The 23,754-nt window shown below is 38.3% G+C and carries 25 protein-coding genes and 1 pseudogene; 6 read left to right on the top strand and 20 right to left on the bottom strand.

The annotated features are described in order from the left end of the window. Window positions 1-20: 20 nt before the first annotated feature. From BTR25_RS09410 to BTR25_RS09385, 6 genes are all read right to left on the bottom strand, one after another. Window positions 21-806, bottom strand: a complete 786-nt coding sequence (locus tag BTR25_RS09410) for a hypothetical protein (protein ID WP_075687813.1) — start codon at window positions 804-806, stop codon at window positions 21-23. Window positions 807-1,001: 195 nt separating this feature from the next. Further along, entirely contained in the window at window positions 1,002-2,306 is a 1,305-nt protein-coding gene (locus tag BTR25_RS09405; RefSeq protein WP_075687812.1) for a UDP-glucose dehydrogenase family protein, read from the bottom strand. 1 nt (window position 2,307) lies between these two features. Further along, window positions 2,308-3,213: a UTP--glucose-1-phosphate uridylyltransferase GalU gene (gene galU, locus BTR25_RS09400; protein ID WP_075687811.1), complete on the bottom strand. Its 906-nt coding sequence runs from the start codon at window positions 3,211-3,213 to the stop codon at window positions 2,308-2,310. Between the two features lie 144 nt (window positions 3,214-3,357). Beyond that, window positions 3,358-4,134 (bottom strand): HipA family kinase, encoded by a 777-nt coding sequence (locus BTR25_RS09395; RefSeq protein WP_075687810.1) that lies wholly within the window; start codon window positions 4,132-4,134, stop codon window positions 3,358-3,360. Next, entirely contained in the window at window positions 4,127-5,242 is a 1,116-nt protein-coding gene (locus BTR25_RS09390; RefSeq protein ID WP_075687809.1) for a glycosyltransferase family 4 protein, read from the bottom strand. The genes BTR25_RS09395 and BTR25_RS09390 overlap by 8 nt, the downstream gene beginning before the upstream one ends. Window positions 5,243-5,336: 94 nt before the next feature. Next, window positions 5,337-6,452 (bottom strand): serine/threonine-protein kinase, encoded by a 1,116-nt coding sequence (locus BTR25_RS09385; RefSeq protein WP_075687808.1) that lies wholly within the window; start codon window positions 6,450-6,452, stop codon window positions 5,337-5,339. Between the two features lie 316 nt (window positions 6,453-6,768). Between BTR25_RS09385 and BTR25_RS09380 the strand changes: the two genes are divergently transcribed. Both BTR25_RS09380 and BTR25_RS09375 read left to right on the top strand, forming a co-directional pair. Then, complete coding sequence (locus BTR25_RS09380; protein WP_075687807.1) at window positions 6,769-8,085, top strand: alkaline phosphatase family protein; 1,317 nt, start codon at window positions 6,769-6,771, stop codon at window positions 8,083-8,085. Between the two features lie 27 nt (window positions 8,086-8,112). Then, window positions 8,113-9,387, top strand: coding sequence for an MFS transporter (locus BTR25_RS09375; protein ID WP_075687806.1), 1,275 nt, complete (start codon window positions 8,113-8,115; stop codon window positions 9,385-9,387). 44 nt (window positions 9,388-9,431) lie between these two features. On the opposite strand, the gene BTR25_RS09370 is transcribed toward BTR25_RS09375, so the two are convergent. After that, entirely contained in the window at window positions 9,432-10,472 is a 1,041-nt protein-coding gene (locus BTR25_RS09370) for an ATP-grasp domain-containing protein (RefSeq protein WP_075687805.1), read from the bottom strand. A gap of 204 nt (window positions 10,473-10,676) precedes the next feature. Between BTR25_RS09370 and BTR25_RS09365 the strand changes: the two genes are divergently transcribed. Beyond that, the gene (locus BTR25_RS09365; protein WP_075687804.1) at window positions 10,677-11,354 is read left to right on the top strand and encodes an SOS response-associated peptidase; all 678 of its coding nucleotides are present in this window, start codon (window positions 10,677-10,679) and stop codon (window positions 11,352-11,354) included. A 58-nt stretch (window positions 11,355-11,412) separates the two neighbouring features. Here BTR25_RS09365 and BTR25_RS09360 read toward each other — a convergent pair whose 3' ends face one another. Continuing rightward, on the bottom strand, window positions 11,413-11,907 hold the full coding sequence (locus BTR25_RS09360) for a flavodoxin domain-containing protein (RefSeq protein ID WP_075687803.1): 495 nt from the start codon (window positions 11,905-11,907) through the stop codon (window positions 11,413-11,415). Window positions 11,908-12,240: 333 nt separating this feature from the next. Between BTR25_RS09360 and BTR25_RS09355 the strand changes: the two genes are divergently transcribed. Further along, on the top strand, window positions 12,241-12,564 hold the full coding sequence (locus BTR25_RS09355) for a hypothetical protein (RefSeq protein WP_075687802.1): 324 nt from the start codon (window positions 12,241-12,243) through the stop codon (window positions 12,562-12,564). 224 nt (window positions 12,565-12,788) lie between these two features. On the opposite strand, the gene BTR25_RS09350 is transcribed toward BTR25_RS09355, so the two are convergent. The 7 genes and pseudogenes from BTR25_RS09350 to BTR25_RS09320 all read right to left on the bottom strand — a co-directional run bounded on the left by BTR25_RS09350 (window position 12,789) and on the right by BTR25_RS09320 (window position 17,988). After that, entirely contained in the window at window positions 12,789-13,457 is a 669-nt protein-coding gene (locus BTR25_RS09350; protein WP_139311208.1) for a YfjL-like protein, read from the bottom strand. Between the two features lie 160 nt (window positions 13,458-13,617). Beyond that, a complete protein-coding gene (locus BTR25_RS09345; RefSeq protein WP_075687800.1) occupies window positions 13,618-13,956 on the bottom strand; it encodes a metal-sensitive transcriptional regulator in 339 nt (112 codons plus the stop codon). Window positions 13,957-14,103: 147 nt separating this feature from the next. Continuing rightward, window positions 14,104-14,622, bottom strand: a pseudogene (locus tag BTR25_RS09340) (HAD-IC family P-type ATPase); the annotation flags it as partial. Window positions 14,623-14,637: 15 nt separating this feature from the next. Beyond that, a complete protein-coding gene (locus BTR25_RS26835) occupies window positions 14,638-14,745 on the bottom strand; it encodes a cation transporter (RefSeq protein ID WP_175596736.1) in 108 nt (35 codons plus the stop codon). Between the two features lie 120 nt (window positions 14,746-14,865). Continuing rightward, window positions 14,866-16,332 carry an alanine/glycine:cation symporter family protein gene (locus BTR25_RS09330; RefSeq protein WP_139311207.1) on the bottom strand — a complete coding sequence of 489 codons (1,467 nt, stop codon included), beginning with the start codon at window positions 16,330-16,332 and terminating at the stop codon, window positions 14,866-14,868. Window positions 16,333-16,570: 238 nt separating this feature from the next. Further along, window positions 16,571-17,242, bottom strand: coding sequence for a GTP pyrophosphokinase (locus BTR25_RS09325; RefSeq protein ID WP_483295248.1), 672 nt, complete (start codon window positions 17,240-17,242; stop codon window positions 16,571-16,573). Between the two features lie 89 nt (window positions 17,243-17,331). Beyond that, window positions 17,332-17,988 (bottom strand): TetR/AcrR family transcriptional regulator, encoded by a 657-nt coding sequence (locus BTR25_RS09320; RefSeq protein ID WP_254842668.1) that lies wholly within the window; start codon window positions 17,986-17,988, stop codon window positions 17,332-17,334. A gap of 336 nt (window positions 17,989-18,324) precedes the next feature. On the opposite strand from BTR25_RS09320, the gene BTR25_RS27500 reads away from it, so the two are divergent. Beyond that, complete coding sequence (locus BTR25_RS27500; RefSeq protein WP_175596735.1) at window positions 18,325-18,495, top strand: hypothetical protein; 171 nt, start codon at window positions 18,325-18,327, stop codon at window positions 18,493-18,495. Window positions 18,496-18,759: 264 nt separating this feature from the next. Next, window positions 18,760-18,930: a YuzK family famiily protein gene (locus BTR25_RS28750; protein ID WP_483295247.1), complete on the top strand. Its 171-nt coding sequence runs from the start codon at window positions 18,760-18,762 to the stop codon at window positions 18,928-18,930. A 7-nt stretch (window positions 18,931-18,937) separates the two neighbouring features. On the opposite strand, the gene BTR25_RS09315 is transcribed toward BTR25_RS28750, so the two are convergent. The 5 genes from BTR25_RS09315 to napA all read right to left on the bottom strand — a co-directional run bounded on the left by BTR25_RS09315 (window position 18,938) and on the right by napA (window position 23,639). Then, window positions 18,938-19,675, bottom strand: coding sequence for a protein-glutamine gamma-glutamyltransferase (locus BTR25_RS09315; protein WP_075687796.1), 738 nt, complete (start codon window positions 19,673-19,675; stop codon window positions 18,938-18,940). 125 nt (window positions 19,676-19,800) lie between these two features. Continuing rightward, window positions 19,801-20,364: a 4Fe-4S dicluster domain-containing protein gene (locus tag BTR25_RS09310; protein ID WP_075687795.1), complete on the bottom strand. Its 564-nt coding sequence runs from the start codon at window positions 20,362-20,364 to the stop codon at window positions 19,801-19,803. After that, window positions 20,361-20,624, bottom strand: a complete 264-nt coding sequence (locus BTR25_RS09305) for a chaperone NapD (protein ID WP_075687794.1) — start codon at window positions 20,622-20,624, stop codon at window positions 20,361-20,363. Before BTR25_RS09305 ends, BTR25_RS09310 begins: the two co-directional genes overlap by 4 nt. A 60-nt stretch (window positions 20,625-20,684) precedes the next feature. Continuing rightward, window positions 20,685-21,086 carry a nitrate reductase cytochrome c-type subunit gene (locus tag BTR25_RS09300; protein ID WP_075687793.1) on the bottom strand — a complete coding sequence of 134 codons (402 nt, stop codon included), beginning with the start codon at window positions 21,084-21,086 and terminating at the stop codon, window positions 20,685-20,687. A 15-nt stretch (window positions 21,087-21,101) separates the two neighbouring features. Then, window positions 21,102-23,639, bottom strand: a complete 2,538-nt coding sequence (gene napA, locus BTR25_RS09295; RefSeq protein WP_075687792.1) for a nitrate reductase catalytic subunit NapA — start codon at window positions 23,637-23,639, stop codon at window positions 21,102-21,104. Between the last annotated feature and the right edge of the window lie 115 nt (window positions 23,640-23,754).

Below are 23,754 nucleotides of genomic sequence, written 5' to 3'. Positions count from 1 at the left end.
TCCTCTTTTTGGCTTTATACTCACTTTTTAACAAGCTTTGATGGATTATTTACTTTATAGAGAACTGCAACCTCTAAGGTATATTCCTCTGGAACGTCCTTTCCCTTTGGAAGTTTCTTTGATGCCACTTTTCCATCAAATTCAAGGGAATCACCGGCCGTGAGCTCGAATTTTTTAAGTGTTTTGCTATGGCTGCACCAGGCGAAATCCAGGTCAATTGGCTGCTCTTGTACAATTTGTACATTTTCCAGAATGACAACTTCATCATTAGCCTCATTAAACGGGTTATACGATAAGGCAAACTGTTTGACCGTTGCTGTAAAGTGAACCTTATCAGCAGGAAGTGCTATTTTTACTGGTTTATCTTTCTTAGGCTTTGGAACTTTTGGAGCTTTTACTGCAGGAGTTTTTTCCTGCTTTTCAACTTTAACGGGTGTAGTGTCAACTGCTGCCTCAGTCGAATCGGATTCTTTTTCCTCAGTCTGAATCAGGCTTTCTTTTCCGAAACTTGACTGTTGCATCTCCTTTAAATATGCCGGATGAATGCAGCTTATATTTCCATCTTGAAATTCAATGACAAGTGTATTATATTCATCTGATTTTCCATAGCTCTCATACCCTATGATCGTTACACCACGTTTATAATTCCGTTCCTTAAACAAGAATTCATGCCTCGCAGAAGAAAGCCCCCACTCCTTCAGCTTTTCCTTATAATGCTCCTCATCACGGAACGCTTCGAACTCACCCTTAGGTGGAACATACTTTGTCAAATTACTCTTTTCTAGCCGTGCATGCTCAACAACCATCCCTACACTTCCTTCCTACAAGTATGGTGACAGGCACCACTCGTGTACATTTGTCCGTATCCAGTGGACAATCTGTTTTGGTTATTTATGTATTATTGTTAACTTAATTATTTTACCAAATATTTTATTTGAAGGAAAAGCTTTGGGCCATTTTCTTCTGTTTGCCTTTTTTGAAGAAATTGGCCCTTTTTCCTGTTATTGAATGATGGCTGGTTTGCCGACTGGATAATATTCAACGGTTCCGACCGCACTTATGTCTTTTTCTGTATAGCAATTTCGACCATCGAATATGATGGGCAGGTTCATCTTATTCAACATTTCTGATAAATTGATTTCTTTAAACTCTTTCCATTCTGTCACGATAAGGACAGCATCTGCATCAGTTACAGCTTCGAATACAGAGCCTGCATATTTTATTTTATCACCGAAGATTTGCTTTGCATTCTCAACAGCAACCGGGTCATACGCCACCACTTCTGCACCTAATTTTTCTAAAGCTTGAGCAATGGTGATCGATGGCGCCTCTCTCATATCATCCGTTTCTGGCTTGAATGCAAGACCGAGCATCGCAATTTTCTTTCCTTTAAGTTCACGAAACCGTTCAAGTAATTTCGTTACTAGAAGCATACGCTGACCCTCGTTAATTCTAATTGTTTCTTTTAATAAAGAGAAATTCACTCCATTCAATGCAGCTGTGTGAACCAATGCTTTCACATCTTTAGGGAAACAAGAACCCCCGTACCCAATACCCGCGTTAAGAAACGGTGATCCAATTCGTTTATCCAATCCCATCCCTTCGGCAACATCCTCCACATCTGCCCCAACTGCATCACAAAGATTGGCGATTTCATTTATATAGCTGATTTTTGTTGCCAAAAATGCATTTGCCGCATACTTAATCATTTCGGCACTTTTTAAACTTGTTAAAATGACTGGTACATTTAGTGGTTTGTACATTTCATGAACCCGTTCAGCTGCCCGTTTATCTTCAGAGCCAATGATAATTCGATCTGCTTTCATCGTATCCTCAATAGCCGAACCTTGTCTAAGAAATTCAGGGTTGGATACCATTTTTATCTCAAATCCGGATTTTGTATCTATTAATTTTTTAATCATGGCGTTTGTTCCGACGGGCACGGTACTTTTAATCACTACAATCGTTTGTTTTTCAATAAATTGACCTATATCCTTTGCTGCTTGTTCAAGGTAAGATAAGTCCGCTGCTCCATCATCTCGTTGAGGTGTACCGACAGCTATAATAATAATATCAACATCTGCTAATGCCTCACAATGAGAAGTGGTAAAGCGCAATCTTCCTGATGACATGTTGGCAGTTAGTAAATTTTCAAGCCCAGGTTCATAGATTGGAGAAATTCCTTTATTTAAATTAAAAATCTTTTCTTCGTTAATATCAATACAAGTCACATGATGACCAATTTCTGATAGGCATACACCTGTTGAAAGTCCAACATAACCAGTACCTAATACTGCTATTTTCATATCAATCAAGCTCTCTTTTACTAATTTGAAGGTTTTCTTTTTTCATAAGCTCCAGCAGATAAGCCAAAACATCATCACGAATGTCATCACGATTAATAGCGAAATCTATGGTTGCTTTAACGAAGCCAATTTTATCACCAATATCGTATCGGCTTCCCTCGAAATGATAGGCTAACACTGCCTGCTCTTTATTTAATTCATTAATTGCATCTGTTAACTGTAATTCATCTCCCTGGCCGGGCGGGATTTCTTCTAATATATCAAAAATTCTTGGACTTAAGACATAGCGCCCCATAATAGCATAATTTGATGGAGCCTCTTCCTTTTTAGGCTTTTCCACCAATGAATCTAAGTGAAATAAATTTGAATCCAGCATTTTACCCTTGGGTTTAATAATTCCGTATTTACTCACATCATGATCGGGAACACACTGAACACCTACGACTGAACTGTTGTAATACTCAAAAACATCAATTATTTGTTTTAAGCAGGGAGTTTCAGACATTACAATGTCATCTCCTAGTAAAACAGCAAAGGGCTCATCTCCTATAACACTTTTTGCACATAAAATTGCATGTCCCAGCCCCCTCGGCTCTTTTTGCCGGACATATACGATATTTACCAAGTTTGATATTTTTTGAACTTCTTCTAGCATTGCAAGTTTATTTTTTTTCAAAAGTGTATCTTCAAGTTCATATGATTTATCAAAATGATCCTCTATAGACCTTTTTCCTCTTCCAATAATGATAATAATTTCTTCAATCCCTGAAGCAACCGCTTCCTCCACAATATATTGGATTGTCGGCTTATCGACAATCGGAAGCATCTCTTTCGGCTGTGCTTTCGTAGCAGGTAAAAATCGTGTTCCAAGGCCGGCTGCTGGAATAATGGCCTTACGGATTCTCATAGACTGCCTCCTTTCTTATACTCCTTAATCCTTTATATGCAAGTGGACATCCACCGGTCACGTTAGTAACCTAGTAACTTTCTACTTTCATAAACTAGGCTACTGTAGTCTAAAAAACAACTCCTATCCTAATGTGGATGGGAGTCATTCATCCTTAACATGTAATGGTTGGTAGATTTTCTTAATAAATTTTTTCATCAGCACTGGGAGGGCCCTTTTTCTTCTGGTCACAAGGGCAGTTACCATTTCCTTTCTCTCCTCTTTGCTAACTTCCCAATCATCAGGAATGAGTTGAACAATTTCCTCTATTAAATGAATAGGCAGCGTTTGTATAATTTCTAACTGGTCGTGAAATTCCTGTTCAGTTTTAATAAAACGGGCCATTAACTGGTGTGTTGCACTTTTTAAAATCGATACAGGTAAAAATTCAAGATCTGATTCTTGCCAATTATAAGAATTGAATATTTCAGCATGGTCGATAATCCACAATTTATAGGAATCAATATCTTTATCACAGAGAATAATATTCTTTCGTGTACGGTCGCGATTACATAACCAGTAATCGAACAAAATAACTGCCGCTAATGTTTCATGATTTAAAATAACCTCAACCTCTACCGCTTGGTGACCGTCAAGACAATCAGCGATATAAAGGGAGGCGAATTGAAATTGTGTCGGTGTCATCTTGGCAAGTTCAGGAACTTGTGCAGAGAAATCTTGTGGTATCTCCACTAACTCAGCGAAAGGAATCGGAAGACCAAGATACCTTGCTAAACAATATCCAACCCACTCATTTGCTAAGGTTTTTTCAAAGCCAGGCTGAAAATATTTTACTACATAGTCTCGACCATCGCTGAAAGTAATCAAATGTGCATTTGACTTCCCTTCTAGTGTTTTCTTGTAAGCAACGGGCTTAATCATTTGTAATCACCTCGCCAGTCTCACCGGAATCTCCAACGATTCTTTTCAATAGATGAATGTAGTCTTCGGCCACTTTTTGAATCGCAAACTTCTCATGTACACGCTCGATTGCTGCTTCAGACATTTGTTGATGTTGAACTGGGTTATCTACTATTCCATACAACTGGTTAACTGCATCATCTACATTTTGACCACGAAAGAGGAGCCCATGCTTACCGTGCTCAACGAGTTCCGTAACAGGCATCATTTTACTTGCCACTACAGGCACTCCGCTTACCATGGATTCGATAAAAGTATTGCCAAAAGACTCTGTTTTAGTTGTTGCGAGTGTACAGCCGTCTGATTTTCGTATTTTTGCGTACACATGAGGCATCTGCTGATAAGGAATAACAGGAAACCACTTAATTACATCTGTCAGTCTCTCTTCCTGCCAAACAGCCTTAAACTCTTCACGCTGAACGCTTTGCGCTCCGCCAATCACCCAGAATTCAATATCAGATCGCTGATTTTTAATCATCTTTGCAACCTCAATTAACATTTGCCAGTTCTTACGTTTGTCCAATCTGCCAATCCAACCTATAATCTTTTTATCTTTCGGTAGTATCGGTGCCTGTTCAAAGTCGATTTCCCCTTCCGGTAAGGCCCGGAAAAATGATGTATCAATGCCATTGTAAATAACGTTGATTGGAATCTCATCCGTTAAGATTGATACAAGTCGTTTTTGATAATAGGATGGTACGACAATCGTTTCTGGATTAATTCCCCGGAAGGTTTTCAAATGAGGCTTTAGCTTCATCAACTCCGGAGTACGTGCTTCCACAATAACAGGGCCCTTAAAGTCTGCCTTTTTAATCCATTTAAACGCCTTTCCCGTATCGACAACAATAATCGCATTATAGTTGTTATTTTTAATAATCGTGATAATCTCATTCTCATCCTTGGTTACATAAACCGGCGCTACATCCTGCATAATGTGGAGCCCGCCATGATCGGTTGTATAGAGAAATTCAGTTTCAATTCCATGCTTCTTAAAATAAATCGAGCGATTGCGCCAGCCTGCATTTACACCGCCAACTGTGAGCAGCCGCCAGATTACTAGTACTTTCATATTGGTAACTCCTTGTTTTATTTGGACACACTCCCCAGTGTGTGGTTATCTGAACATATCTTCTAATTCATGCTTTTCCTAAACCATAATCGCTCTATTGTTTCTTCTTATCTTTTTTCTTCTTGTCCTTATCCTTCTTGCGGTCTTTATCATGATTTTTATCCTTCTTTTTGTCTCGATCTTTATCACGGTCTCTCTCACGTTCCTGGTATCGATCAGAGTCGTAATATTTTTCTCCCTGGAATCGTTTCCCGCCTCCATACGTGCGATCTCTTCTGGAATCACGTTCTCCTTCAAATCGCTTTTCACTCTGGAAACGACCTTTACTATTATCATCATCGCTTCGATAATGGTCATCCTGATTTTCTTCTGCTGCTAGTTCACGATTGTCCCAATGCTCATCGATTTTGGCCATAACTTCTTCTATGTTTACCCCGCGTGCAAGCATTAATTTAATCCATTCTTCTTTAAATACTTTGTGAACTAAGCCGTGGAGGAGAATAACATAGTTTTTCTCATCATGCGTTGTTAAAAGGCCTTTACTTAAGTTGTTCAGTACTTGTTTATCTGGTTTGTGTGGAAGAAGAAGCTCGGTTATCTTTCTCGATATTTCCTCCATGTGAATGTAATGGAGCCATTCGGCATATAATTCTGGTGCCATTTCTTGCACGTGGACAAGAAACACTGCCTTGTTTTCATCGCCTAATGAATTCAATAACTTGCGAGGATAGGGATATACACGATCACGCCATACAGTCCTAGCGACATCAATAACCTTCAAACTTCCATCGGGCAGCAAATATATTTGCCGCTTATGATGGTCAATGCGCTCATAGCCGATTTGTTTAAATGTAATTAACATATCAATTAATTTTGCTGATAGTGTAGGAGTTAACGGCTGCGATTGCAGGTATTCACGCAAATCAACTCCTCTAATAATTTCCATTGCAATATATAGAGATCCTTTTCCATAAAGTGTTGGAAAAAGATTAGTATGTTGACCAAGGGATAATGCATAATATTCACGGTCACAATCTTCAACATTACCAAATACCTTCACACAGATATCTTGGGTCAGTTGAAATACTGCCCCTTGCCGTCCTTTTCCCATCATTACCAATGGAGAGGTATTAACCACCTCGACATCAGCGTTTACCATATTTGTCACCTTTATAGAGCTAACCAATTTTTCTATTTCTTGAATATTCATAAAATATATTTTCCCTCCTTCCTTGCTTCTTCCAATCCATCAATATCATTATTGCAGCGGCCCTAATCATGTGCTCTCAATAATATCAATAAGATGCTCGTTTTGCCGCCTACAATAGTAAATTCAAGCAAGCCCTAAAATGTAAAGGCAGGTGTCCAAAAAACCAAAATTATATCTTATGGCCTAAATATTGTCGGCTTATCTTTAGCATATTCTTGTGAAAACCCTATCTTTTTTTGAAAAGTGAGAAAAAAGTCCAACACCGGAAAAATTTATTGTACAATTATGGTACTGGATACATAATTTGGAGGTACCTATGAAGAGGCTAACCGATCACTTAATCGTCATTTCATTCGATTGTTTGTCATCACTAGACTTACCATTATTACAATCCCTGCCTAACTTCCAGAGACTTTTACATCAGGGGGCTCTTGTAGAAAAGGTTGATACTATTTATCCTTCGGTTACTTACCCCTGCCATGCGACCATCGTGACAGGTAACTATCCAAATCGGCATGGAATTATCAATAACACACTATTGCAGCCTGGGAGAGTCTCTCCTGATTGGCATTGGTATAGAAGTTCTATCAAGGGAACCACCATATATGATGAAGCCAAAAAAGCAGGACTGACAACGGCGGCCCTACTTTGGCCCGTAACTGGAAAAGCCAATATTGACTACAATTTACCTGAAATATTTCCAAACCGTCCATGGCAACACCAAATTCTTGTTTCCCTTTCTTGTGGCACTCCCCGCTATCAGTGGGATTTGAATAAACGGTTTGGCTATTTACGCAAAGGATTAAATCAGCCTGAATTAGATGACTTCGTATTGGAATCAACCATACATACCATTAAAACTAAAAAGCCAAATTTGCTATTGGTACATTTCACCGATTTAGATACTCAGCGACATAATCACGGATTTTCATCAAAAGAAGCATCTGTTGCAATCCATCGTCACAATGACCGGCTTGGCCGGATTATTGCAGCTTTAAAAGAGAGCAGAATCTATGAAAATTCCACTCTTGTCGTATTAGGTGATCATAGTGCCTTGGATGAAAATAAGGCTCTGCATCTTAATGTGCTATTTCGTGATAATGGTCTAATCACTACTAATACCCGTGGGAAGATTAGTGCCTGGAAGGCTTATTGTAAAAGCTGTGATGGTTCAGCATATATTTATATCAATGATCATAGTAAGTTTTCAAAGGAGGTTTTTCAAAAAGTAAAAAACATATTGGATTCTTTACTTGCAGACCCTGATGCGGGCATTGAAAAAGTCCTTACCAATCAAGAAGCTGAGGCAATGGGTGCCGACCCTGATTGTTCCTTTATGTTAGAAGCAATGAGAGGGTACTTCTTTTTAGATGATCATCTTGGGGAGTATATGAAAACCATTACTGCAAAGGATACAGCAGCAGACAAAAAATACACCTTGGCATGCCATGGTTATTCACCAAAAAAGGAGAACTACGACACAATCTTTATGGCTTCCGGAAAAGGGATTCGTCAAAATTTCCGTCTCCATTCATTCCGTCTAGTTGATGAAGGCCCTACCTTAGCAAGGCTTTTAGGCGTTCACTTAGGTAACACAGATGGAAAAGTCATCGAGGATTTGCTAACAATCTGAGAATGTATTTAATTAGGAGGAACACTCATGAGCCGAATGACAAAGCAAGAGAAAAGCTGGGTTTTTTATGATTGGGCAAATTCTGCATATTCTATATTAATTACAACCGCTATTTTTCCGTTATATTTTAAAGCAGCAGCAACAGAGGCTGGGCTCGCCTCGTCGACCTCAACCGCTTATTGGGGGTACGCAAACTCGTTTGCGACTCTGCTCATTTCGATTTGCGCACCAATCTTAGGAACTATCGGGGATTTCCGCGGGTTTAAAAAGCGATTTTTCACATTTTTCTTAATCCTTGGTGTTGCGTTTACAGCCCTATTATCTGTTGTCCCGAGCGATCAATGGATGGTCCTGTTAATCTGCTATATTTTTACTGTTATAGGCTTTGGCGGTGCAAACATCTTTTATGATGCCTTCCTTGTTGATGTCACGAGTGAAGACCGCATGAACCAAATTTCGTCAAAAGGATTTGCCATGGGCTATATTGGCAGTACAATCCCTTTTATTATTGGTATTTCTCTTATATTGTTATCTCAACAAGGGATACTGCCTTTATCTGTGACAGTTGCAAGTCAGATTGCCTTTGCCATAACTGCCATCTGGTGGGGGATTTTCACCATCCCCATGCTCAAAAATGTCGAACAAAAATATTATGTTGAGCGGGTTGCTAATCCGATTTCCCATAGTTTTAAGAGGATGTATTTAACATTAAAGCGCATCAAGGCATACAAGCCTTTGTTCCTATTTTTACTTGCGTACTTTTTCTATATCGACGGCGTTCATACAATTATCACCATGTCTACTGCCTATGGTTCTGACCTTGGAATAACTTCGACCAACCTTTTGATTATTTTGTTTGCCACACAGGTTGTCGCTGCACCATTTGCCATTCTATATGGGAAATTGGCTGATAAATTCACAGGGAAGAAAATGTTATTAGTGGGTATTTTTATCTATATTATTATTTGTACGTATGCCTATTTCTTAAAAACAACATTAGACTTTTGGATCTTAGCGATGCTTGTTGGTTCCTCACAAGGTGGAATTCAGGCGCTAAGCCGTGCCTATTTCGCGAAACTTGTTCCTAAGGAGCATGCAAATGAGTTCTTCGGCTTTTATAATATCTTTTATAAATTTGCATCCATCCTAGGTCCTTTCTTAGTTGGTATTACAACTCAATTGACTGGAAATACAAACAGCGGTGTGTTTAGTTTAATCGTCTTATTTATTATCGGCGGTGCCATTCTCCTTCGCGTCCCAGAAGGAACGGGAAAAATAGAGATAGACTATAATCAAAAATAATAAAAACAACGCCTGGAATCTGCACTACCTCCAGGCGTTGTTTTTTAAGCGAAATGATCCTTATTGAGGATCATTTCTTTTTCGATATGACAGGCTCTTATACCAAAATGAGGTTTTGGCTGTTCGATTTCTTCACCCAGTAGCAGTTTTACCGCTAAATAAGGAAAGTTGATTCCAGATAAACAACTGAAATGCATGCCACCGCTCATTCTCGGGTTAATTTCTAGCAGTTTAGGGATGCCATTGTTGTATCTTACTTGTATATTGAAGATATAGGGAAGCTTATACTCTTGGTGGAACGTATGTGCAAGCTTTATAAGTTCATGATGATTAACAAGTTCCCTTACCCTTCCTGACCCTTTCATTCTTGGGATCGCGGCAAAAAGTTTATCTTTTGATGCCACACAATCAATGCTATATTCGGTACCACTTAAATATTCTAACACCATTAAATCAGGGAATGAAGGCTGCTGACTCAGAATTTCACAGGCATATTGATAGGGAATGTGGTAGCCATTCCCGTGTTTAAAGAGCTCCGAAATCGTATGAATCTTATCCTTTATAACACGGAAACCGCTTGCGCCTTCACCAATAACTGGTTTAAAACAAACATTATGCCCCAATTTCTTCAAGCTGTTATAAGCTTGTTTAAACTCTTCTATATTATTGACAACGTAATAGTCTGGAATCGAGAAAATCCTGTTTCCTGCTAGTTCCTTACTTTGAAATGAATGATAGGCAGCTGCTTTATTATCCAGGGTCTCCATTAATTCAGAATCAGGGCAAACTAAAACCTTTACACCCTTTGCTTCAAAGTCGGATATACGTTTCGATATTAACACATTGGCTTTCCTCGGAATAAATATATCTATTTTATGTTGTTCACAAAAATCCAGACAAAATTGAATATATTCCTCATCGGATCCCTCTGGCTCCGTAAAGGCGTAATCACAATTCTGTAAATAAAGAGCATCTGGGTTTGAATGAGTTCCATAGATAACGAACCGCCTGCCATCCTCATTCGCCCGAATCATATCAATAAAATGAGTAACCGTCGAAAACCACCTATTAAACCAAATATTCATACCGATCCTCTCTCATGCTGTTAAAATTGTTATTTAGAAACCTTCCTCATTATTACCTAACATAAAAAAAATATACGGTGCCTGTCACCATAGAAATACAATTCGCCTGTTTTGTACGTCTCCAGTGGACAGTTGGGCCGTACTTTCTTTAATAAAGTAATTTTTGTTAATATGATAGATAGGATGAAGGATGAGGTGGGGCTAATGTGTGGACGATTTACGCTGACAGCTAGTGTTGATGAGTTAGTTGATCGATTTGATATTGAATTTTTCCTTCAGCAGGAACAGTATGCACCGAGCTATAATATTGCTCCTTCGCAATCTGTTTTATCCGTCATTAACGACGGGGAACAAAACAAAATGGGGTTTCTTCGGTGGGGACTTATCCCTGCCTGGGCAAAGGACCCTTCCATTGGCTTTAAAATGATTAATGCCCGTGCTGAAACGCTCCATGAAAAACCAAGCTTCAGGAATGCTTTTCAGAAAAGACGGTGTTTAATTGTTGCAGACAGTTTTTATGAATGGAAAAAGCTAGACGATAAGACAAAAACACCTATGAGAATTACTTTAAAGACAGACCAATTATTTGCGATGGCTGGACTCTGGGAAAAGTGGATTTCACCAGAGGGTGCTTCGATCTACTCATGCTCAGTAATTACAACTAATGCGAATGATTTTATCAAAGATATACATGACCGGATGCCTGTGATCCTGAAGCCCGAGGATGAAAAACTATGGCTCAATCCACAGTTAACTAATAAAACGGCGCTCAATTCTCTGTTAAAGCCGCTTGAACCTAAGTTAATGGATGCCCATGAGGTGAGCTCGCTTGTAAATTCTCCAAGAAATAATAGTATCGAACTGATTCAGAAAATCTGTTAAAAAAAGCCTGACTTCTACATTATATGGGTAATGTAAAAGTCAGGCCTTATACTTAAAACTACACTAATGCAAAGGTATCGTTTATTTTCATTACGAAGGTCATGATCGCTGTGGTGTCTAGATTAGATGTATCAGTTGTAATATTGCTGACTTTTTTGACAATTTGCCTTTCAAGAAAGTTCATTTTACTAACGAGGAACTCTCCCCCAAAAATGCCATTTGCGACAGAGAAGTCTCTCAATTCTTCCGGGAAAGCATCATTGAATTGTTCAATAGCTGTTTGACCGTCATGCCAGCAGCAAAGGAAAAGAGCAACCTTTTTCGTCATTAGAACATCATAGTGTTTTCCGATAAACTGTTTAACTTTCCCTTGTATATTTCCAGCATGAATCGAACCGCCAACCACAACAAAGTCAAATTCATTTACATCAAATAGAATTTTATCCCTTTTTAAATCGACTGCCAGCACTTCCCCTTCCAGCCATTCACTTAGTAGGCGGACGGCTTTCTCCGTGGTACCATGAGACGAGCAATAAACAATTAAAGTTTTCATACTTAGTCATAACCTCCATGGAAAAAATTTTTTATAAAAAATATAGAAGCCAGTCCTTGTTTTGTGTCGACTGGCAAATACTGTCTGGTCTAGTAACTTAATTATAAATCTACCATTTGAAAATTCATGCTTAAATATTGGCAATTTTTCTACAATTATACCTCACAGAAAATCTCCTACATCTTATAAAATTAGTCATCACAAATATTTGTCAATTTCATTAAATTTCTTCAAAAAAATATTTTTTTTAAAGAGAAACTTTTTGAAACTTTCAACGTCTTAGTATATGCTKTAAAAGCAATATTATATTAAGATAGAAAAGAGGGTATTCAAATGAAGAAATTTTGGTTACTAATGTCGGCACTTATATTATCACTTGTTTTAACAGCATGTGCAGATAGTGGAGAAAAGGCAGCAGATACTGAGAAGGATCCTGCACCTACTGAAGAGGAAGTTAAAAAATCTTTAGTTAAATTTTATATGGGTCTTGAAAGATCAATAAATGCTGTAGATGCAGACCTAAATGCGTATGAATCTGCAAAGGAGCCTGCTGCTGAACTTAAAGCTAAAGCGAGTGAATCAGCTGCAGCAGTTGTAGCAAAAATTAAAGAGGTAACTGTACCTGCAGAATTAGAGGAACAAAAAGCTGATATTTAGTCAGCACTCAATGACTATACAGCTGCATACGAAACAAAGGCTGAAGAGTTAAAGAAGGATGCACCATCATTAGAAGCTGCTGATGCAACAATTACAAAGGCAGACGAAACACTAGGTGCAGTTTTCGAATCATTAGGACTACTTAAGCCAAGCTTGGCAAAGAGTGTTAATTAACTATCGTTATCTTTTCGAAGAAAAGGGCCACCTCAGAGGTGACCCTTTTTCTATTTTGGGAGAATTTCTCCTTCCTCGGTGATAAAGAAAACCTTTGCCTTTTCATTCATCTCTGTTTCGTAATATCTTACTTCCACTAATACTGGGAAATGGACGTTTTTTAGAAACTTGCTTAATTCCTGCATCTTTTTAAGCTCTTGTTCTTGATTTACCTGGCTCCAATTTGCATTAATATCAATTGGGATGGAGGTAGCAAGGATTGAAACGTTGAATTCTTCATATGTGGGAATATGGGGACCGAAATACATTGCTTTATCTTTAATCGGAAGTGGTTCAAATGTTGATTGATTTAAATTAGGAAATAATTCTTTTATTTTTACCTTAACAGCACTAGATAACTCACTATTCCAAATGACTTTTGGGTAATTGTCAGAATAGCCTAGTGGTGCATCTCTGTCTTCTTCAGTGATAAAGAGTAAATCGGAATAATTTTTTGGAGTAGCGTAGCCTTGGTATGTTTCACTTAAATAGTTATAATCTATTTGAAAAAATACGAATTCTGTATTATACTTCTCATTTAAATATTTCATCATTTGTCCTTGGTGATGTCGTTTTTCCCATGGAGTTCCATTGAATACCGAATATACGTATAAGCCAACAGAAATCATGAGGATAGCAAATACCATTAAGGTTATTTTTGTCGTTCTTATATTCCTCACCTCTAATATTCAGAATATTATAATTATTATATTCCACGATTTTTTTGATATTCCTTCTATAGATAGTCAGATCCAAGAAAAAAAACGTACATATTTGTACGTTTCTGAAATATATTATTCTACTTTCGAACTTAATCAATGTTATTTTTTTCTTTGACTGCTATTTTTTCATTAATTTTTGGATCGTTACCAAAACTTCATCAAGTACTTCATAATCGCCGTCCTGAATTCTTTCTACAACACAGCTTTTCATATGACCTTCTAAAAGAATCTTGGCTACACTATTAAGTGCTGACTGTGTTGCAGAAATTTGAGTAATGACATCATCACAGTAGGTATCCTTTTCAATCAGGCCCTTAATCCCGCGAATTTGTCCTTCAATTCGATTTAATCTTGTGACTAGATTATTTTTCACTTTATCTGAGTGATGACTTTTTCGGTCCCCGTCCTCACACGTATGGCAGGATATCTCAATCTTTTCTTCGTTCTCTACTGACATGACACCGCCTCCTTTTCTAAAATTATATCATACCCCCGTATTGTCTTTTCCATTTGTTCTACCCCTTTTACATTTAACTCATGATTCTTTAGGAAGTTTTACTCTTTGCAGGCGTAGTGCATTCAACACTACTGATACTGAGCTAAGTTCCCCGCCCTTAAATAACACACCCAATTCTGCAGCACGCCCAGAACCAGCCATTATCGATGTTGGGGTTGCCAATCCCAGTGCACAAGGACAAGCAATAACTAGTACCGCAATCATTTTTTCAAGAGCTCCTCCAAAATCACCTGGATTGACCCATAAAAACCATACTAAAAAGGTTACAATCGAGATCCCTACAACTATCGGAACAAAGACCCCTGATATTTGATCGGCTAAACGTTGAATTGGTGCTTTTGAGCCTTGAGCCTCTTCCACTACTTTAATGATTTGAGCTAAGGCAGTATCTCTTCCGACTTTTGCCGCCTTTATTTTTAGAAAACCGTTTTTATTTACGGTTGCACCAATGACAGAATCCCCCACCGTTTTATCCACTGGTACACTTTCACCCGTAAGCATTGATTCATCTAGTGAGGAACGCCCTTCGATAATTTCTCCATCAACTGGAACCTTTTCTCCAGGTTTAATAAATACAATATCACCAACCAAAACTTCCTCAAGCGGGAGTTCGATTTCCTCTCATGTTACACCGTTTAGTTTCTTTAATCCTTTTTCGATTCTGGTTGAACAAGCAGCACAGGTCATTCCTGTTATTGGTAATTGAACCTCTTTTAGAGAAGCATCCATTTTTATTCCCCCTTTTTTATTGCCCATTTACTGGGACCCCGCTAAGGTATATTGTCAACAAAAAACAAAAGAACTGACTTTTTAAAAAGTCAGTTCTTTGCAATCTCAGTTAAATAAATCTCATCCAGTTTTTTCAACCTTGTCTGGATCTACATATTTGTATTCCTTCTCCCAGAAATCTGCATCGGTAATACCGATCTTTACTGGATCAAATACTGGATCTTTGCCATCTTTCTTTTGAGCTTCATAATCTCTAAGAACTTTTAATGCTGGTTTAGTTAATAGGAGGATAGCAATAATATTTAACCACGCCATAGCTCCTACACCAATGTCACCTAATGTCCAAGCAAGACCTGCTTCTTTCACACAACCATAGAATACCATTCCTAAAAGTACCAATTTTAGAAGATGCTCTGTCCAAACCCGTTTTACATTTTTATTAATATAAGCAAGGTTCGTTTCAGCCATATAGTAATACGCCATAATGGTTGTAAATGCAAAGAATAATAAGGCAATTGCTACAAATGGAGCTCCAAAACCAGGGAATACTGATTCTACAGCATTTTGTGTATATCCAGGACCCGCATCGACATTTTCGAGATTTGAGACGATAGGTGCCTGACCATCCGGAGTAACATTATACATGCCTGTAATAAGAATCATAAAAGCGGTAGCGGAACAAACAAATAAAGTGTCAATATATACAGAAAAAGCTTGAACGATTCCTTGCTTAGCCGGATGTGATACTTCAGCTGCTGCTGCCGCATGTGGAGCAGTACCCTGTCCTGCTTCGTTGGAATAAATTCCACGTTTAACTCCCCATGAAATGGCTGCACCCAAAATTCCGCCAAAGGCTGCATCGGCACCGAAGGCACTTGAGAAAATTAGTTGGAAAACTTCAGGTACTTTGGAAATATTAGCAAAAACGATAATAAGTGCAACGACAATATATCCTACTGCCATGAAGGGTACCACTAATTCTGCTGTACGTGCAATCCGTTTTACACCACCAAAGATAATAATGGCTAACACAGCTATTAAAACAAGACCTGTAATATTTGTATTTATTCCAAATGCATTATCAATACTGATAGCAATACTGTTTGCCTGAACACCAGGTAACAGTGCACCAGTTGCCACAACAGTTACTGCAGCAAATAATACTGCATACCATTTCATTTTAAGACCCTTTTCAATGTAATAAGCTGGTCCACCGCGGAATTGTCCGCCTTGTTTCGACTTGTACACTTGACCCAAGGTCGCTTCAATGAAAGCTGATCCCGCACCTAAGAACGCTATCAACCACATCCAGAAAACAGCCCCAGGACCACCGAAGGCAATAGCCGTCGCTACACCAGCAATATTACCTGTACCAACCCTTCCAGAAAGGGCCAGGTTTAACGCTTGGAAAGAAGAAATTCCGGCTTCAGACTTCTTGCCTTTGAAGGTTAAACTAACAATATCCTTCATATGTCTAATTTGAAGACCTCTTGTGGCAATGGTAAAAAACAAACCAACACCTAAACATAGATAAATCAGTGCAGGACTCCAAATGACCCCGCTAAGCCAATTTACAAAATTCTCCATCAATATCCCCCTTTTTCTCTTAACTGTTTTTTATTATATAACAGCTTTTCCTATAAATAAATGAATTTTTTATATTTTTTAAATATTCTCATATAAAGTAATTTGTTTATCAACCTTATTATTTCACGGGATTCTTCGACAATAACGCTTTAACACGATAACTTAGTAAAGTCAGTTTTTAAAAAACAGGAACCCCTCTTTGGGATTCCTGTTTTAGTTAGCAGCTGTTATTTAACAGTTACACTTTTTCTATTAAGGTTTCTAATAATCGAAGATTTAATTTTTCACTTCCTATATTAAAAAGTCTTAATACGGATTCGGTTTCATCGGCTTGTTTGATGGCTGAAACTTCTTTGTGAATCCCTTCCATTTTGAGATCTAAGTGCGCAGCCATTTCAGCCGCATCCTTTAGTTCATCAATTAATTGCTGCGGAACTTCTTTGTTATATTTATAATAAATTTTGTGTTCTAAGCTGGCCCAAAAGTCCATTGCGATCGTACGAATTTGAAGCTCCACATAGGTCAGCTCCTCACGGTCAGACATAAAAATGGGGATTTCTAAAATCATATGAAGACTTTGATATCCATTTGGTTTTGGATTTTCTATATAATCTTTATATTCAACAACTCTAATGTCTTTTTGCATTGATATCATCTTGCTTAATTCATAGATATCAGATTTAAACGAACAGGTAATCCGAATCCCAGCAATGTCTTTAATATTTTCTTTTATGCTCGGTAAGGAAAAAGCATACCCCTTACGCTGTACCTTTTTCAAAATACTTTCTGGTGATTTTAATCGGGACTTTACATGTTCTATTGGATTATAGTCATGAATATAATTAAATTCATCTTTAAGTATATTAATTTTGGTACTCATTTCGTCTAACGCAAATTTATATGCCATCATGAATCTAGTCAGTTCAATTTTTAAAGTTTTCAATTTATTAAGATCCAATAATTGATCAATAGCCAAATTTTTCATCCTTTCATACTATATTACTCAGATTCTTCATTTCCCTGTTGTAATCTCGATATTACCTCAGGGGGGAAAACCATCCGGCAAATCACCTTGGATAGTTCGAAGTAATCTGTCCTAGTTTTACATTGAGTTTCTTTTTCAACTGCCTTCTCAGATAGGGTCATAATTGCCCAGGTTACGGTATCCAAGTCTAAGTCCTTCCATGTATAACCTTCTTCATATGCACTTTTTAATTTAGAACATATTCTTACATGTAATTTCCTTCTGGCATCAGCTAATACTTCTGCAAGCTCCGAATCTTTAGGCAATAATTCTGGGAGTACTTTTTGCAGTCCTAATTGATTAAGTTTTTTATCATGCTCCTCCAATAGTGAAGCTAATATTTGTTCAGGGTCCGATGTCACCCATTTTGGTTCTGGTGGCATAAATCCTTCAATATGTTCCTCTAGCAAGGACATCAATAGCTGACGTTTATCCGAAAAGTAGCGATAAAAAGTACCAGTAGCTACGCCTGCTTGGGCTGCAATTTCCTTAGCTGTTGTTTGTTCATACCCTTTCGTAGTAAACAAAGCATGTCCGCTATCAAGTAGTGCGTTTCTTTTTTGTTGTGCTCGTTCCTGCTTTGGGACAAATGGAAAMTCACCAATTAACAGATCTTCTCTATCTGGCATCATAATCACCTCATTTCTATCATATCACAAAAGGTAAAGTTGAACCACAAGTCATGTTTCCGTTGACAGATTTTTTGTCATATGCAATACTTGAACTATAGTTCATGTTATTTTTTCAAAAAAACTGCTCACACCCCTTGCAGAAAAAGAAAATATAACATGAGCATTTTTTGTAAAAATTTTCGGTTTGGCAAAGGAATTTTAATGAGTATTTTAGAATTATATAGTGTATATAGTTTAAAAAAATCTTCAAATATGATTGGAGTCTTTTTATTCGCTTTTTTTATTTTTTTTAATATATAATATTTCTTACATTAACCTCGGAAGGTGTTGATTAATTTGGCAAACAAATCTGATTCAAATAATCTCTCAGTAAATTCAACGATCTCTTTAAAGGGAATCGTAAAAGCCATTTTCAACGATACCGTACATGTTCAAATTGGAGGTAAAATTATTACTTTGCCTAAATCTGATTACATGCTAGATAAGCCAATGAATGATTCTATATAATTATACCTATACATCTACCCCATCACTCAATGAGTGATGGGGTTTTTTTGTTATAAAAACTCGTTGACAACCTTATATTCGCAGGATTTGGCTAATATTCTAAGCATTTGAGAGGTATATTACCGAGCCTCTATGTCAGAAGTTCTAACGAGGTAATAATCTGAATTTTCCGATTTGTTATAAAAAAGCTAGCGTGTTATCATCAAAACTGTGAAGAGAAAGAGCAAAAAAAATCTGGAGGGATTTTATATCCATTATTTAAATATGAATTATACAAATGTTATGGAAAAGGCCATGATCAAAGCCCATGGAGTATGTTTTGAAGATTATAGACGGAAACATAAAGTAAGAATGGAAGTAGAAAAACGCCGGGACTTGGAATACCATGAGAGCTGCAGGCTATTTGCTGACATAGATCGAAGATTGCATTCATAGATCCCCGTTATTTTAATAATTGGATCGTTGGATAATGCGGTCTCGTAATCATCCGCATGAGATAGGCAGATTCTCTAGGATTCTGCTTTCTTTTTTTATTTAGAAAGGTAATGATTGTTTTTGAATCCCTGATCCCGATGCCGTGACCATAGAATTTATCATCTCCAAAATATATTACATTTTCCGCTCTCCACCAGGGCTCTTGCGGGCTGAAATCGGGATTATTAAAATGAAGAACATCCCCAATGAGGAAATCTTCTCCATACTTTTGATAGACAGGTAAATCTTCATCAAACTGCCAATCCATTAAATACAGCTTATTAAAATATGTGTTAAAAGCTTTGGCTCCAATCGTACGTAGAGTAGCAATATACAATACGATTGCTATAGCCGTAGAGCACTCGAATGCATATTGTTTTCCATTTTCCAATATATCAATGATGGCTACGGACGGTGGAGTATAATCACGCAATAGAAAACCACCATTGTTTAAGCGCAGCCAATATTTTTTGTTACAATAGGAATTGGCAAAAGTGGTAAATTTAGCCTCGCTATTATTTAACTCTTCGGCTGCCCTTAAAGTATTGACCCTAAAAAGCAACTCAAATTTCAGTTGATTAATTGAATTATATTCATATAATACTTGGTATCCTACCATTTGTTTAATAATTGGGTGAAAATCGCGATTTGGTATATTAGTAAAAACTTCCTCTTGCTGAACAATGCGTCCATTTATTTTGATCAACCTGTTACCTCCTTTTATCCTTAAATTGACTCTTCTAAAACCATATGAACCTGTTAATGCATGCATGCAAAAAGACTAAAAAAATCCCTCCTTTCACTAAGGAGGGGTTTAGATGATTGCAAATATTATCTTACAGAAGAAATTTTGATTTTTAACGCGCTTCCTTCTGCAATGCATCTGGATATACAAATACCACAACCAGTACAACTTTGTCTTGATATGACCGGTATACCATCAACGATTTGGATTGCACCACTGACAGGGCATGCACGGACACAATAATCACACATCACATGTTGAAAAGCCAGACATCCATTAGGTTGGATCTGCACATAACCAAGCTTTGGGCTTACCTCAAAATCGCTGGCATTTAATGCATTGGTTGGACAAACATCAATACATCTTTTACAAAAAGTACATGGTGCTGTATTGGGGTCTAAGTAAGGTGTATTCACTAGTTTTGCTCCACTGGAAATTGAAAATAGAATGATGCTTTGTTCAGGGCAAACCTCCTGACATTTTCCGCATCTTTCACAGGATGTAAGAAACTCAAGCTCTTCACAGGCACCAGGAGGGCGAAAGAAGTCACGCTCTAGCTCTAGCTGTGGTGCAATAAAGTTTCCTAAAAAACCTACTGTAGATTCCCAGTTTAATGAAAGGAATGCTCTCCTGTTTAACTTATCTGTCATTTGATTCCAGCCGCCTCTTGATAAAAAGGCTCATCCTCGAAGTTTGTATACACTAAACAAATAGCTAGGACACCCTCAATTTCCTTGAAGGTCTCCGCCGTTCGATAACTCTCATCCACCGTATCTGTCTCCAAAGTAAGAATTACCTTTTCTCCGTCATGGATATGGTGAACTTCTACGCCAACTTTTTGTGCGAGTATTTTTGCTGCTATGTTTGCCTGACCTGGGATTGTTTCAACATATATCCCCGAAATCACCATTCCAATTCCTCCTCATCCGTTTTGCAGGTTGTTTCGTGCCAACTGTCTAATAACTTTCTTCTATTCGTTAAATGCCGTTTTAGTATCATTTTGCTGGGCGTGACACTGAACACAGTTATCCCTAAATATATCCCCTTTTGGGTTACTATCATAAAAATGATCTTCTGGCGGTGTTGGTGCACCTGTTCCTTCCTTGCCATGACAGGTTAAGCAGCTTTCATGATGAAGTTCTGGATTCCAGCGATTCACATGAGAAATATGCTGCATTGGGGGTGCATTTAAAAGCCCCATTGTTGCTGCATTTTCCCGGCCATCTTCAGCCATTTGAACTAATCCAGTTGGTAATGTTGCGCTCTTGTCCTCAGAAGAAGCTGAATCAGACTGCTGCCATAAAGTTCCGGCAAGTGCTACTGCAATTACTCCTATAAATGCTACGATATAAAGAAGTTCTTTTTTCCTCATACATTCACACCCCCATTATGCCTTTACAATCTTGACCGCACATTTTTTGAAATCCGGTTGTTTAGAGATAGGGCAATAGCAATCCAAGGTTACGAGATTAATAAGCGTTTCCTCTGCAAAAAATGGTACATAAATCAACCCTTTTGGCGGGTAGCCTCGACCCATTGTAGTCGCCTTTATCTTTACCTCACCTCGTCGTGAAATGACCTTCACGAAATCACCAGTTTTCACACCAAGTTTTTCCGCATCCTCTGGGTGAATTTCACAAAGTGCTTCCGGAACAGCACGATGCAGCTCTGGTACTCTTCTCGTCATAGAACCACTATGCCAATGTTCTAGGACACGTCCGGTACACAGCCAAAATGGGTATTCCTGATCAGGCACTTCAGCGGCTTCTTCAAATGGCCGATGATAAACAGTTGGTTTATGTTCAGTTGATTTGTAGAAATCAATATCCATATATTTACCTGCTTGGCCGAATTCTTCAACACCATATTGATCAAATCCGTCCTCCTGTTTTCCATAAGCATAGCGCCAATTGGTTTCCAGCCATTGGCCATTTACGTTTCGGACAGGCCAGCAAAGTCCATGCTGTTCTAGGTAGACATCATAAGGCGCCATTTGCTTTGCCTTTAGTTTTAGTTTCGTACCTAAAGCTTGTATTTCAGTGTTTGTACTTTCATGTGGATTGGTAAATGCACGATATTCTTCCCAGAGCAAGCGGTTTACTTTGCCTTGATCTTCGATTAAATCATTTTTCTTATAATCCCAAACCATGCCGAATAGAGCATCAAATGCGTGTCTTTCGCCAATCATTTTTCCATTTAGCACACGCTTGGCAACCTGGACAATAGTCCATAAATCCCACTTAGCTTCCCCTGGGGCGTCTACACATTTTTCAAAAATGGCTGTACGTCGTTCTGCATTGCCAAATTGACCTTCACGTTCCACCCACATTGCAGCAGGGAATACAACATCTGCCATTTCAGTCGATCGGGTTGGATAAACCTCAGATACAACGATAAAACCGTCAATAACCCCTTTACCGTCAGCATCCTTACCTCTGAAACGATTTAACTTCGGCATGGTTTGCGCCCAGTTATTGGACATACTCCACAAGAACTTTACATTTCCATTTCCTAACTCACGGAACATTTTAACCGTATGCATGCCTGGAGTTTCAATTGGGTTAAGGTAACCTTCCGGCAAATTCCAGATTAACTCAGTGTAGCGGCGGTGTTCAGGGTTTTTTACAACCATATCTGCAGGTAATCGATGAGAGAATACCCCTACTTCTCGAGCAGTTCCACATGCACTCGGTTGTCCTGTTAATGAAAATGGACCATTGCCCGGCTTCGAAATTTTCCCGGTTAACAAATGTAAGTTATAAATCAGATTGTTCATCCAGGTTCCGCGTGTATGCTGATTAACACCCATTGTCCATAACGATAAAACCTTTTTACTCGGATCAGCAAATTCCTTCGCCAGGGCCTCAATATCTCTAGCTGGCACCCCAGAGATTTCTTCTGCCTTTTCAAGTGTATATTCAGAAACCATTGTTTTATAATCATCAAAGCTTATGGTCCAATCTTTATCAGCTACCTGCCCAATTTCAGTTGCTTCATAATTGTCATCAAAGGTGTGGCCCAAATTTTCGGTTCCTGCTTTAAACTGTGTATGTTCGTTAATAAATTGTTGATCATATAGGTTTTTTTCAATTAAATAATTTGCAATTGCATTTGCGATGGCAAGATCTGATTGTGGTCGAAAAATCATGACCACATCTGCTAGCTCTGAATTCCTTGAATGTCTTGTAGTCAAATCATAATGCTTAACACCGATGTTTTTTAACTTCCTTGCCGTTAGTCGAGAATAAAGGACAGGGTGCATTTCTGCCATATTTGCTCCCCATGTGACGTATACATCTGTTTCATCAAGATCCCGGTATGACCCCATCGGCTCGTCAGATTGGAATGTCGTCATAAATCCCGCTACTGCACTGGCCATACAAAGTCGTGCATTTGGGTCAATGTTATTGTTTAGTAAGCCTGCCTTCCAAAGCTTTACTGAAGCATATCCTTCCATAATCGTTTGCTGTCCGGATCCCCAAAAGGCAATTGATTTTGGATTGGTATCATGTGCTTCCTTCAACTTGCCCGCCACTAAATCCAAAGCTTCTTCCCATGTTGCTTCTCTAAATCCGTCCATTGTACCCTTTTTCGAGTTGTCCTCCCGGATCAGCGGTTTGGTCAATCTGTCTTTTCCAAAAAGGATTTTTCCTATGTAGTACCCTTTAATACAATTTAGTCCTTTGTTGGAACGGTTGTCAGGGTCACCCTTAGTTGCAACCACCTTTCCGTCCTTTACACCAACTAAGACACCACATCCCGTTCCACAGAATCGGCATACTGAGGTTTTCCATTCATCTGGTTCAATTGTTTCTGCTTTTGCTGTTTGTATTTCCTGTTTATCGGTTTTTTGGCTACAGCCCGCTGCTGCCATTGTCAATGACACAGCTGTTGCTTTTAATAAGGATCTTCTTGTAAGTTCCAAAGCCAATTTCCTCCCTTAGAAACCATGGTTAGAGTATAGAATTACAACTCTATCTTAAATCAGCAAAAAATAATTCATAGAGGAAATCGTTATCGTTTTCAAAAAGTTCAAATGT

The sequence above is a fragment of the Bacillus sp. MRMR6 genome (assembly GCF_001940785.1).
GTDB lineage: Bacteria > Bacillota > Bacilli > Bacillales > Cytobacillaceae > Neobacillus.
Note: the sequence above shows the minus strand (reverse complement) of the source record. Positions and strands in the feature narration are given on the sequence as shown.